Raw genomic sequence first — 14,348 nt, forward strand, 5'->3', positions numbered from 1 at the left:
GAAAAATATGTTTTTAGTAGAAAGAAAGTTTGAAGAGCGCATAAAAGAACTGGCAGGTTACCGCTATCGAGACTTTACAGAAATCTCTTCATTTCACATACAGGAGGATGATGGGGAAATCGGTGCTTATCCGCCAACAAGCTATAATAGTCAAAAAAAGATGAATATCGGTGACTATTGGCAAGGACGCGATCGTTATCTTTGGCTTCATGCAGAGATTGATACTCATCTGCCATTTGCCGATCAACAGGTCGCAGGTCTGTTTTCATTTGGAAAAACTGGCGGCGGAAATAACTCCGGCTTTGAATCTTTGTTATTTGTTAATGGCAAGCCTTATCAAGGTGTTGATTCCAATCATGAAGAGGTTCTTTTCGATGAAGAGACAGCAAAAGAACCGATTATGTTAGATTTCCGGCTTTGGTCAGGGCTTGAAGGTGGAGGCGTTCCTGTTCAAAATGAATTTAAGCTCGAAAATGCTGCGATTGGCTGGCTAGATCGCCGTGTAGATAACTTATATTACACACTTCTAGCGGCATTTGAGGTGCTAACAGAAACAAGTGAATCAGATTCGGCTTATACTATCTTAAAAAAATTGATTTCTGATGCACTTAAGCAAATTGATTGGACAGAGCCAGGCAGCAATGAGTTTTACCAGTCTTGTTATGCGGCAGACGAAAGTGTTACTGAGGCGCTGCAATCTATAGATAAAACTTCTGATATCACCATTCATACTGTCGGTCATACCCATATTGATGTAGCATGGCTTTGGCGTTTAAAGAATACGAGGGAGAAATCTGCTCGTTCGTTTTCAACGGTATTGCATTTGATGAAGCAGTTTCCTGATTACTTATTCCTGCAAACACAGCCACAGCTCTATGACTATCTAAAATGCGATTATCCTGATATTTACGCTCAAATTAAAGAAAGAGTTACAGATGGCAAATGGGAAGCAGGCGGGGCGATGTGGCTGGAGGCGGATTGTAATATTCCGAGCGGAGAATCGCTTGTCCGCCAAATCCTCCACGGCAAAAATTATTTCAAAGAAGAGTTTGGTGTTGACTGTGAATACTTATGGCTGCCAGATGTGTTTGGCTATAGCTGGGCATTGCCGCAGATTTTGATAAAATCGGGCATCAAAACAATGATGACGACGAAAATCAGCTGGAACCAATATAACCGCATGCCTCATGATACCTTTTATTGGAAAGGCATGGATGGCACGGAAATCTTAACCCATTTCATTACTACACCAGAGCCGTGGAATTCTGCCGATTCATGGTTCTATACCTATAATGGCTTTATAACAGCGAAAACAGTAAGTGGTGCTTGGAAAGGGTACCGAGACAAGGAGTTATCAAAGGATTTGCTGCTTTCCTATGGCTATGGTGATGGCGGTGGCGGCGTTAATCGTCATATGCTTGAAATGCGCCGGCGTTTTGATAAGCTGCCAGGTATGCCGAACGTGAAAACATCCACAGCAGGAGAATTTTTTGAAAAGCTGCACCAAAATGTAGCGGAAGCGGATGGCTATATTCATAAATGGGATGGTGAGCTATACCTGGAATATCATCGCGGTACCTATACGAGCCAGGCATTTATGAAGCAGATGAATCGGAAATTAGAGCTGTCATACAGACGAGCCGAATTCCTGACAGCTTGGCTTTCGGAAAGTGGTCAGTGGTACGGAAGGGAAGAGCTTAACGATGGCTGGAAAATCATCCTGCGTAATCAATTCCATGATATTATTCCTGGCTCCTCCATTCATGAAGTATATGAGGATGCTAGAGAAGAATACAAGGAAGCACAAGAGATAGTTCAGAATGTAGAAGCCAATATAATGGATCGGAGCATGGAGAGAAATGACCATTCTGTTGTGTTAGTTAATGCAGCCGGAAGCATTGGAAAAAGAAATGTAAAGATCCCTTCTATTACTGGTGTTAAAGAAGGTGTTTGGAAAAACAGCAAAGGCGACATCGTACCGCAGCAAAAACAAAATAATGGCTGGATGATTGAGGTTAATAACCTGCCATCCTTTGGTGCAATGAACTTATATTTTGAGGAAAATACAGTTCCGGAGAAAAAATCGAACTTCTTCTATCAAAATCGAAAACTAGAAACACAGTATTATACAGTGGAGTGGAATGAGTATGGTCAAATAACGTCCTTGTTTGATAAGCAGGCAAATCGCCAAGTGCTTAGCAGTGGTCAAAAGGGAAATGTGCTGCAAATATTTGAGGATAAGCCACTCGCCCATGACGCTTGGGATATTGATATTTTTTATCAAGAAAAAATGGAAGAAATCCGTCATTTAGATGAGTTTGAGGTAGTCGAAAATGATGAACTGTCGTTTGCTATTAATGCGAAGTGGTCCTATCATCATTCTGACATTTCCCAGCGCATCGTCTTTTATCACAATGATCGCCGAATTGATTTTGAAACAACAGTTAATTGGCATGAAAAGCGAAAATTACTGAAAAGTGCCTTCCCTGTTGATATTCGGGCAACAGAGGCAACCTATGATATACAATTTGGCAATGTGAAGCGACCAACCCATTGGAATACTAGCTGGGATATGGCTAAATTTGAGACGGTCGGTCATCAGTGGGCAGACCTGTCAGAGCCGGATTATGGGGTCAGTCTGCTGAACGATTCTAAATATGGCTATGACATTAAAGAAAATACGATGCGAATTACGTTACTAAAAGCAGCCATACATCCAGATCCCCATGCAGATCAAGGGACACATTCGTTTGTGTATTCACTTTACCCTCATATTGGTGATTGGCGCGAAGCAAGGACCGTGGAGAAAGCATATGATTTGAACGACCCTGTAAAGGTATTTGCAGGTACGGAGACGAAAGAAGCGTCCTTTTTAGAAATGGATGCCAATCATGTTTGGATAGATGCGATTAAACCAGCATACGATGGCAACGGAATGATTATTCGTCTGCATGAATACGAAGGGCGAAGAGGCAATGTGACACTAAATGTCTTAAAGAACCATTTGTCTTGGGTTGAAACGGATTTGATGGAGGAACCGATTGGAGAATATGCTGTCACTCCTATTAAGTTTGACATCAAGCCATATGAGATTAAAACCTTTAGAATTTTATAAATGCATAGAAATGGCCGGCATGAGTACAAAAGCCGGCCATTTTTGTGTTATATTGTCTAATTATTGAATAATTTTTTAAAAATTCTTAGATTTTTGCACTTAATCCTAAATTAGTCAACTATCCTTGAAACAATTTTCCCTATAAAATAAGATTATGTAAGTGCTTACATTAATAGAGGGAGGAGGGGAAATATGAAAAGTGTATTAAAAGACCTTTATAAAAATCGAATCTGGCTGCTTATGGTTTTACCAGGAACAATTTGGCTGCTGTTATTTTCCTATCTTCCGATGTTCGGGCAAGTGCTGGCTTTTAAAAAGTTCCGAATAGATCCTGATGGCTTTTTTGCAAGCGTCATAAACAGTGAATGGGTCGGCTTTGACAACTTTACCTATCTATTCAGTACGAATGACGCTTGGATTATCACAAGAAATACTATACTCTATAACCTTGTCTTTATTGTATTGGGGCTAGTGACTGCAGTTGCAACAGCGGTCCTGCTCAATGAGTTAATTAATAAACGGCTATCAAAGGTCTACCAGACGTCTATTCTGTTTCCTCATTTTATTTCATGGGTTATCGGCAGTTACTTTGTTTTCACGTTTTTGAGTACAGAGCATGGCTTGTTAAATATGATTCTCGGCTGGTTTAATGCTGACCCTGTTTCTTGGTATAACGAGTCGAAATATTGGCCGTTTATTCTGGTCATCATGAGCATTTGGAAGGGCGTGGGGTACGGAAGTATCGTTTACTTAGCCTCCATTGTCGGGATTGACAAAACATATTATGAGGCAGCAATGATAGACGGTGCTTCGAAATGGAAGCAGATAAAACATGTTACTTTACCAATGCTTAAGCCGTTGATGATTATCTTAACAATCATGAATATTGGCCGCATTTTCAACTCCGATTTTGGATTGTTTTATCAAGTTCCAAGAGATTCAGGTTCCTTGTATGGGGTAACAAACGTTATTGATACATTTGTTTATCGAGGACTCATGAATTTAGGGGATATCGGGATGAGTACGGCAGCGGGTCTTTATCAATCGGCAGTTGGATTTATCCTCGTTATGATTACTAACTACATTGTGCGTAAAGTAGATGAGGAAAGTGCACTGTTTTAACATTCATTTCTTTATGAAGGGAGGAAAAGTCGCCCTGCGGCTAAATATATGCCAAAACTAGACCAAACAGAATCAACGCTTGAAATAGCCTCGACACAAGGAATAAAAAAGGGAAAGACTAACTTCTCCAAAAAGTTTCGGGATCCTCATGCCATACATCCGGCAGCTAATGCCGTAATTAGTGTACTGCTTGGAATCCTCGCGTTTTCATGTGTCTTTCCTTTTATATATGTCATCATCATTTCCTTTACAGGAGAGGAAAGCATTGTAAGAAATGGGTTTGAGCTTATTCCAAAGGAATGGAGTATCGATGCCTATAGGTATTTATGGGGTATGAAGGAAGCATTATTCCGCTCATATGGTGTTACAATCCTTGTAACCATTTTGGGGACTGTCATCAGTGTATTTATGATAACCTTTTATGCCTATGCAATCTCAAGACCTCAATTTAAATATCGAAGATTCTTCACATTTCTTGCGTTTTTCACGATGCTGTTCAGCGGCGGGCTCGTGCCGACATATATCGTTGTCACACAATTTTTGCATCTAAAGAATTCGATATGGGCTTTGATTTTACCGCTTGCTATGAACGCTTTTTACATTATCATCATGAGAACTTTCTTTCTGAAGTCTGTTTCTGAATCCATTTTAGAATCTGCAAGAATGGATGGGGCAAGTGAATGGAGAATATTCTTTCAAATCATCTTCCCGCTTTCCTTGCCGGGAATTGCCACAATAGCCCTGTTTAGTACACTAGGCTATTGGAATGATTGGTTTACAGCCTTGCTGTATATAGATAACCCCAATCTCGTTCCGCTCCAGGCTTTACTCATGAAAATAGAGGCAAACCTTGAATTTATGAGAAAAAATATGGATGTTGCCATCCTGCAGAAAAGTTTATTCGATACGATACCGCAAGAATCAGCCAAAATGGCAATGGTAGTAATCGCCACATTGCCAATTGCAGTCTCCTATCCATTTTTCCAAAAGTACTTTATTAGTGGACTGACAATTGGTGGCGTTAAAGAATAATCAAAGAAAGAGGGAAAAGCGATGAAGAAGAAGAAATTAGGTCTTATGCTAGCATCCGTTTTGGCAGCTGGAGCAATTCTGTCTGCCTGTAGTAAGGACAGTTCTACAGATGGTAGCGGTGCTGATGGTGACAAGCCATATGAAATCAAATGGTACACGATTGGAACACCACAAAAGGATACAGATAAAGTTTTTGAAGAGGTGAATAAATATACAAAAGAAAAAATCAACGCTACAGTCAAAATGACGCAAATTGACTGGGGTGATTGGGACCAAAAATCACAGGTGATGATTAATTCTGGTGAATCGTTTGATATAATCTTTACAAATGGTACCGCTTACGTTCAAAATGCCCAAAAGGGTGCATTCCTAGCTGTTGATGATCTGTTAGAAAAAGAAGGTAAAGCACTTAAAGACGTAATCAATCCTGATTTGCTTGAAGGAAATAAGGTCGACGGAAAACTTTATGGTATACCTTCAAACAAAGAGGTTGCCAGACAGGATGTTTATACATTTAACAAACGTCTTGCAGACGAATATGGTTTTGATCTTTCAAAGGTTAAAACATTGCAAGACCTTGAACCAATGCTGAAAACAATTAAAGAAAATGAACCTGGAATCACACCGATGGCAACATTTAAAGCACCTTTACGTTACGACTATGTTGTTAATAATGAAATGCCTTTTGCGTTCCCGTTTGAAGGAGACACAGACAAGGTTATTAATCCATTTGATACGGATGATGCGATGCAGCAATATAAAACAATGCGGAAATACTATCAAGCAGGCTACTTAAAAGAAGATGCAGCAACAAGCAAAGACAGCTGGCCGATGGATGTGGAAAACTGGTTTGTCCGTATGGGCGGTTCCCAGCCGTATGCTGATTTACTATGGTCACGTTCTGCTAAGTATGAAGTAGTGTCTGTTCCTTCTGAAGAGCCGACAATTATTAATGATTCTGTATCTGGTTCGATTCAGGCAATTTCTGCAACATCAAAAAATCCGGAAAAAGCGATGGAGTTTTTAACACTGCTTAATACAGACCCATATCTTCGCAACCTTGTCGATAAAGGAATTGAAGGAACTCATTACAAAAAGAATGATGACGGCACGATTGAAGATTTACCAGCACGTATCGACGGATATAACATGCCATCGTATTCTTTAGGCAATCACTTTATTTTAGATTTGTATAAAGATGATCCAAAAGATAAATGGGAGAAATTCAAGGAATTTAACGCTTCTGCTGTAAAAGCTCCGTCACTAGGATTTAAGTTTAATAGTGATCCAGTGCGGTCAGAGCTTGCGGCGATTACTAACATTTCACAAGAATTTTATCCAGCCTTGGCAACAGGCTCTGTGGACCCAGAAGAATACTTGCCGAAATTCAATGGAAAATTGAAGGAAGCAGGCTTGGAGAAGGTGCTAACAGAAATTCAAAAGCAATATGATGACTGGAAAAGCTCACAGCAATAAGAAAATATTCAAGCTGGATTAATACTTCCAGCTTGTCCTGTTTTCATCTATATAGTTATATGACTTCGATCCTTCCTATTGTATAAACCATGAACTGTTACCTTAAAATAGCGGGGGGATTGGAACTAAAAACACCACAATCATCTGACTCAATTAGCATAGTTGATTGCTGGCAATACAAATAATCAATAGGAAGAGGAGAAGTGAAGTGAAGAAAAAACGTTTAGGCCTTATTTTATCTGCTGTTCTGGCAGTCGGAACCCTTTTATCTGCCTGCAGTAAAGATAATGGCGCACAAAGTAGCAGCGGTAGCGAAAATCAACCCTATGAAATTAAATGGTACACACTTGGAACACCGCAAAAAGATACCGAAAAAGTATTCGAAGAGGTTAACAAGTATACGAAGGAAAAAATAAATGCCACAGTCAAAATGACGCAAATTGATTGGGGAGACTGGGATCAAAAATCGCAAGTAATGATTAATTCCGGTGAAGAATTTGATATAATTTTTACATTTGGTAATAATTATGTTCAAAATGCGCAAAAAGGTGCATTCTTAGCAATTGATGATTTGTTGGAAAAGGAAGGGAAGGCACTTAAAGACCTAATTAATCCTGTTCTGCTGGAAGGGAATATGGTGGACGGAAAATTATATGGTATTCCTGCTAATAAAGAGGTTGCTAAACAAAATGTTTATACGTTTAACAAACGGCTTGTTGACAAATACAAGTTTGACCTTTCCAAGGTAAAAACCTTGCAGGATCTTGAACCAATGCTGAAAATAATGAAAGAAAATGAATCTAGCATAACGCCAATAGCGACATTTATGGCACCAGTGCGCTATGACATTGTGTTCAATGGTGAAATGCCTTTTGCCTTCCCATTTGAAGGAGAAACAGACAAAGTTATTAATCATTTTGAAACAGATGATGCAATGAAGCAATTTAAAACAATGCATGAGTACTATAAAGCAGGCTATTTAAAGGAAGATGCAGCAGTAAGCAAAGAAAATTGGCCAATGGATGTCGAAAACTGGTTTGTTCGTATGGGCTATTACCAGCCTTATGCCGAGTTATTATGGTCACGTGAAGCAGAGTATGAAGTAGTGTCCATTCCTGCCGAACCAGCAGCGATTGTCAATGATTCTGTATCTGGTTCGATTCAAGCAATTTCTGCAACATCAAAAAACCCGCAGAAAGCTATGGAATTTTTAACACTGCTTAACACAGATCCGTATGTTCGCAACCTTATTGATAAAGGAATCGAAGGAACTCATTACACAAAAAATGAAGACGGTACCATTGAAGATTTGCCTGCACGTATTGAAGGCTATAACATCCCATCCTATACTTTAGGAAACAACTATATACTAGATCTATATAAAGGTGATCCAAAGGATAAATGGGATAAGTTTGTGGAATTTAATGATTCTGCAGTCAGAGGACCGTCACTTGGCTTCAAATTTACCAGTGATCCTGTACGCTCAGAGCTTGCCGCAATTACAAACATTACAAAAGAATTCTACCCAGCCATAGCAACAGGTTCTGTAGACCCTGAAAACTACTTGCCGAAATTTAATAAAAAATTAAAAGAAGCAGGAGTGGACAAGGTGTTAACAGAAATTCAGAAGCAATTTGATGAGTGGAAAAGCACTCAGAATTAAAGGAGCAACTTTCAGGCTGAGTAATGGATATTCTGTTTCCAAGCGAATTTATTTGTATCAGCAGAGAAAATATTCTCGTCTTCGATCCTTAACCATTTAATAACTAAAACTGAAAACTTAACATAATTGAGGGATTGAAAATGAAGTTGAAGCAGAATAGCCGCTTTCATGAAAAAATATTTAATAAATTGTTTTTAACGTCATCTATCACTATTGTTGTAACCGTTATCATATTGATTGTAACAATTACTAACTATTATTCTGAAATAATTATTCAAAAGGAAGTCAATGTTACTACAAGAACGATTGAAAGGGTAGAGGATTACTTCTCTACTAAAGATTCAGTTATTAATAAAGCAATAAGTGATATTTATGTGCAAGGCGATTTAATCGATGATATCTCTTTTGCACTTCATAATGGCTATGGAAAATATTTAGAATACCGCCTTGATCGATTTACAGAGGAACAATCTTATTTTCCTAGTAATCTTGATACGTATTTTAATGGCTTTTTTAGTCAGGATAGTGATATTAATGCCATTAGTTTGCGCTCATTAGATAGTGCCGGAGTTGAATATTTGCTCATTAATAATTACCTGCGCTGGAATAATAGTATTAATGAAGAAAAAGCAACAGATACCTTGCAGGAAGGGGACACTAACTTAAGTGAGGCAGGTCTTCCAAAAGGACGGATATTAAAAGATACAATCACAAAAAGGGTTGTCATTAATAACCCCGTCACATTGGAGAAAATAGGTGAAATTTCCATCTATTATTCTACGGACCATTTAAATAAGATGGTTAAAAAGAATGAAGGAGCACCTGCCTCTTTCTTTTTAATTGATGCAGAAGGACAAATTATTTATTCTCATAATGAAGGAGTGCCTCCCGCAATAGTTGATCAATTGCGGCAAGAAACAAATGAAACAAAAACGAGTTATAAATCTAAAAAATTTTATATAAATACTGTTGCGAATAAGGGTGACTATACGTTTGTCAGCGTCATAACAGATGAAGGCTGGCAAAAGCTATCTATTGTTAGAGGAACAATGTGGGTCGTTATCATCCTGCTTATAGTAGCAGCGATTTTAATGTCTTATACGTTTATGCGCAATTATTCGCAGCGGATTAATAAGATTGTTTCAACGATTCGTCAAGTAGAAAAGGGCAATCTTGCTGCACGTGTTCCAGAATCCAAAGATGAAGATGAGTTAGCTCAGATTGCCTTAAATATGAACACGATGCTAGATGAATTGAATACTTACATTGAACAATTTTATCTACTGACTATGAAGCAGCAGCAGGCGGAACTAAAAGCACTTCAAGCACAGATTAATCCCCACTTTTTATTTAATACGCTCGAAGCAATCCGCATGGTTGCAGTTTTGGAGGGCTCCAAAACCTCCAGCAAAATGATCGTCCATTTAGCAAAGCTATTCCGCTATTCATTGGAATCGAAAGATATTGTACCGTTCTACACCGAAATTGAATATGTCAAACAATATTTAACCTTAATGCAGTTTAAACATCCTGATAAGCTGAAGATACAGTTCCATATTCCAGATGAATTAGAACAGACACCTGTTCAAAAGCTAATCCTTCAGCCGATTATTGAGAATTATTTTGTCCATGGCTTTAAAAAGGATCGTTCCGACAATGAGTTAATTATTCATGCGGAGAATCACCGAGGAAAAATCGAAATATGTATTGAGGATAACGGCAAGGGAATGTCTGAGGAAGAACTGGCCAACATTGTTCAACATATTAATTGTGAAGAGGGCGATGGAATGAAGTCAATTGGATTGAGGAATATTCATCAGCGTTTGAAGCTTAAATACGGGGAGCAGTATGGACTCTCAGTAGAGAGTAACAAAATTACAGGAACAAAGGTTACCTTGTCTATTCCTGTTCAGGGGATTTCCCATGTATAAGGTGTTACTTGCGGACGATGAACCGATCATCACTAAAGGACTGTCAGCCATACTCGATTGGGAAGATTACGGATTTGAAATTGTGCATACCGCTGAAAGCGGTGAGGAAGCACTTGCCTATATTAAACAACATTCAATCGACATTTTAATATCAGATATATTAATGGGCGAAATGTCTGGTCTTGACTTAATACAAGAGGTGAAAGCCCTTCGGTCCGAGATAAAAAGCATTGTTTTAACTGGGTACCAAGAGTTTGATTATCTTAAACGAGGGCTGTTATTAGGGATTGAAAACTATTTGGTTAAACCTGTTGATGAAGAAGAATTATTGAAAACGCTTCAAGCAGTGGGGATGAAGTTAAAGATTGCTACGGCAAATAGCAGGACAAAGGAATCAACCACAATGCTGGATAATACAATGTGGAGCTATTTGACTGGAGAAATAGATAAACATGATTGTCTAGAGCGTTTAGCATTATACAATATTCACTTAAACCAGCCATTTTACAATGTGTCTATCTTAAATATTGAACATTTTCAACAACAAGATGTTGTTAACGACGTTCGTCACTTCATTGAAGCGAAGTACTCTACTTTATGTGTTAAAAATCCTAGTGAGGAATTAGTGATTATTTTTGGCGGTGCAAGTGAGGAAGAACTAATCATTCATAATCAGCGCTTAGTGGAGGATCTTCGGCAAGATGATAGAGAGATTGGCTCCTTTTATTTAACAATGGGAAAGCCAGTACGTGTGATAGATGAATTGGAAGATAGTTTTACATTAGCAAGAGATTACAGCACAATGCAGTTATATATAGAGCCGAATATACTTATTTCCAATAAACTGACTATTGATCGACAAGAAGAGCAAAAAAAGCAGCAGCAATTAAAAGAATGTATTGTAAAAAAGCTCATAAACGCAGAGGAAGAATCATTAGAACTGATTGACTTATATTTTAAGAATTTAACAGCGAAGAACAATATCATTTCACCGCAAGTGGCGAAAAAATATACATTTGATTTGATTTCCTATATTCATCACTCCCTGCAAACAGAGGAGCTTTGTTTATATTCAGCTGTTGTGGAACGGATTGTATACAGTTCAGATATTAGGCAGATGAGAGATATATTGATGGAATATTGTTATGAGTTAATCCTTACCATTCATGACCATGTTCATTTACGAAGTCCAATTGTGCAAAATGTCCTAACATTTATCCATACTCACTTTGACCAAGGATTGTCCTTAAAGACACTAGGGCAGCAATTTCATGTTAATGCCATTTACTTAGGACAATTATTTCAAAAAGAGGTTGGAGTCGTCTTCTCCGAATATATAAATCGATACCGCTTAGAGAAAGCGAAGGAACTGTTAAAAACAACTCATTATCGAGCAGGAGATATCGGCAAAAAAGTAGGGTATTCTGACACAACTTATTTCTATAAGCAATTTAAAAAAATCGTAGGTACAACACCGAGTGAGTGGCGGAAAATTTAAGAAAGAAGTGATGATGATGAAAATAGATTATCCTTTTCCTGAGAAATTTTGGTGGGGCAGTGCAGCATCAGGTCCACAAACGGAAGGTGCAGCGCTTATTGATGGCAGAAAGCAAAGTATATGGGATTATTGGTACAGCATTGAGCCTGAAAGCTTTCATAATGGTGTCGGTCCAGAGCAGACATCGGATTTTTACAACAGGTTTAAAGAAGATATCCAATTAATGAAACAAACAGGACACAACTCCTTTCGAACCTCTATTCAGTGGTCACGATTAATTCCAGACGGCACTGGACAAGTAAATGAGAAAGCGATTCACTTCTACAACCAAGTTATTGATGAGCTGCTGGCAAATAATATTGAACCATTTATCAATCTTTACCACTTTGATATGCCAATGTGTATGCAGGAAAAAGGCGGCTGGGAATCTCGCGAAGTAATCGATGCTTATGTCCAATATGCGAAAGTCTGCTTTCGTTTATTTGGCGATCGCGTCAAGTATTGGTTCACATTTAATGAACCAATTGTTCCTGTTGAAGCCAGTTATTTATACAATTTGCATTATCCACATATCGTAGATTTCAAACGGGCTGCCACTGTTGCGCATCATACGATCGTTGCACACGCAAGAGCTGTTGAGGCATTTAAGGAATCGAATGCCCTTGGCCAAATCGGTATCATCCTCAACTTAACGCCTTCTTATCCAAGAAGCGAGGATAAAGAGGATTTTGCTGCAGCCCATATTGCGGATTTATTTTTCAACCGCAGCTTTCTTGATCCTGTTACAAAGGGGGAATACCCTACTGAATTGGTTGATATTTTAGCAGAAAAAGAGCTGCTTCCAAGTGTCGAAGCAGGTGATTTGGAAGTAATTCGTAATAACCCGATTGACCTGTTAGGTGTGAACTATTATCAGCCCCGCCGTGTCAAAGCAAAAGAGAATCCTGAGCCGGAAAATGCACCGTTTATGCCAGAACATTTATTTGATCCTTATATTATGCCAGGAAGGAAAATAAACCCCCATCGCGGCTGGGAAATTGCAGAGGAGGCTGTCTATGATATTATGGTCGACCTTCGTGACCATTATCATAATATCCCCTTTTTTATTTCGGAAAACGGCATGGGGGTGGAAGGAGAAGAGAAGTTCCGCAACGTAGAGGGCTTTATTGAAGATGATTACAGAATTGAATTTGTGAAGGAGCACTTAAAATGGGTGCATAAAGGCATACAGGAAGGTGCCAATTGTCTTGGGTACCATATATGGACATTCATGGACAATTGGTCTTGGGCAAACGCTTATAAGAATCGCTACGGATTAGTGGAAGTAGATTTAAAGAATGACAGGAAACGAACTGTAAAGAAATCGGGGCAATGGTATAAGCAGCTCGCAGAGAATAATGGATTTTAAACAGACTGGAGAGTGAGAAGCAGATGGAAGCCTTTATGGTAATAGATATTGGCGGCACCTTTATCAAGTATGCTGTTATGGATGAAACGGCAAACAAACTGAGAAGCGGCAAACTAGCAACACCTAAGGACGGATTGGACAGTTTCTTGCTGACTGTCCAAAAAGTCGTCGAGGAAAACGCCGCTGACTTTAATCTTCAAGGATTAGCGGTAAGCTCTCCAGGCGCCGTTGATGTTAAAACAGGTTATATAGGTGGAGCAAGTGCAATTCCCTACATACATGGAGTTAACATGACTGGACTCATCAAGGAGATGACGGGACTCGAGACAACGATTGAAAATGACGCAAATTGCGCAGCCTTAGCAGAAGGATGGCTAGGAGCAGCAAAAGACATTGATTATTATATTTGTATAGTGATAGGAACAGGCATTGGCGGCAGCATCGTCCTTAACAAAACAATCCTCCGCGGTGCTTCCCTTCATGGCGGAGAATTCGGCTGCATGATTATGGGCACCTCCTTTAACGAACCACTTCAAGCAACATGGAGCCTTAACGCTTCAACCAATGCACTTGTGCAAGCGGTGAAAAATAACCATTCATTCAGGGAAGAACCACTTAATGGAGAAGACGTATTCAAAATGGCTGAAGAAGGCGACCCAATTGCCCAACAAGCTTTCACCAACTTTTATAAAAGGCTTGCAATCGGAATTTACAATTTACAATACGCAATCGACCCAGCGAAAATCCTGATTGGCGGCGGTATCAGTTCCCGTAAGGATGTCATAGCCGGAATTAACCAAGAATTACAGAAATTACGAAATGATGTTTCTTCTTTAAAGATAGAGGTAGAAGCATGTCAATTTGGTAATGATGCTAATTTAGTTGGAGCTTTGTTTCATTTTTTGAATTCTAAGTATTGATTAGATTTGGGTAAAACATTCCCTCATAAATGTGCAAGCGAAAATCCACCTTTTATAGGTGGGTTTTCTTTTTTATAGATATGATATTAGAAAATCCAAAAACATAGGAAACAAACAATGAAAAGAGGCATTCTAAAACATGATAGACTTAAATCCTCATCATTCGTGATAGGTTATATTCAA

9 protein-coding genes are annotated in these 14,348 nt (G+C 38.8%); all 9 read left to right on the forward strand.

The features are described from left to right. Positions 1-7 precede the first annotated feature (7 nt). Positions 8-3,115 (forward strand): alpha-mannosidase, encoded by a 3,108-nt coding sequence (locus CEQ21_RS01700; RefSeq protein WP_185762968.1) that lies wholly within the window; start codon positions 8-10, stop codon positions 3,113-3,115. 192 nt (positions 3,116-3,307) lie between these two features. Then, positions 3,308-4,237, forward strand: a complete 930-nt coding sequence (locus CEQ21_RS01705; RefSeq protein WP_127739466.1) for an ABC transporter permease — start codon at positions 3,308-3,310, stop codon at positions 4,235-4,237. A gap of 48 nt (positions 4,238-4,285) precedes the next feature. Continuing rightward, positions 4,286-5,269 (forward strand): carbohydrate ABC transporter permease, encoded by a 984-nt coding sequence (locus tag CEQ21_RS01710; RefSeq protein ID WP_185762969.1) that lies wholly within the window; start codon positions 4,286-4,288, stop codon positions 5,267-5,269. Between the two features lie 21 nt (positions 5,270-5,290). After that, positions 5,291-6,745, forward strand: a complete 1,455-nt coding sequence (locus CEQ21_RS01715; protein WP_185762970.1) for an ABC transporter substrate-binding protein — start codon at positions 5,291-5,293, stop codon at positions 6,743-6,745. Positions 6,746-6,953: 208 nt separating this feature from the next. Then, the gene (locus tag CEQ21_RS01720) at positions 6,954-8,408 is read left to right on the forward strand and encodes an ABC transporter substrate-binding protein (protein ID WP_185762971.1); all 1,455 of its coding nucleotides are present in this window, start codon (positions 6,954-6,956) and stop codon (positions 8,406-8,408) included. 140 nt (positions 8,409-8,548) lie between these two features. Continuing rightward, complete coding sequence (locus CEQ21_RS01725; RefSeq protein ID WP_185762972.1) at positions 8,549-10,339, forward strand: sensor histidine kinase; 1,791 nt, start codon at positions 8,549-8,551, stop codon at positions 10,337-10,339. Beyond that, positions 10,332-11,837, forward strand: a complete 1,506-nt coding sequence (locus CEQ21_RS01730) for a response regulator transcription factor (RefSeq protein ID WP_185762973.1) — start codon at positions 10,332-10,334, stop codon at positions 11,835-11,837. The genes CEQ21_RS01725 and CEQ21_RS01730 overlap by 8 nt, the downstream gene beginning before the upstream one ends. Positions 11,838-11,859: 22 nt before the next feature. Further along, complete coding sequence (locus CEQ21_RS01735) at positions 11,860-13,245, forward strand: glycoside hydrolase family 1 protein (RefSeq protein ID WP_328593465.1); 1,386 nt, start codon at positions 11,860-11,862, stop codon at positions 13,243-13,245. A gap of 23 nt (positions 13,246-13,268) precedes the next feature. Then, entirely contained in the window at positions 13,269-14,165 is an 897-nt protein-coding gene (locus tag CEQ21_RS01740; protein WP_185762974.1) for an ROK family protein, read from the forward strand. Positions 14,166-14,348 lie beyond the last annotated feature (183 nt).

Origin of the sequence: Niallia circulans (assembly GCF_007273535.1) — a bacterium.
GTDB classification, from domain to species: Bacteria; Bacillota; Bacilli; order Bacillales; family Cytobacillaceae; genus Niallia; species Niallia circulans_B.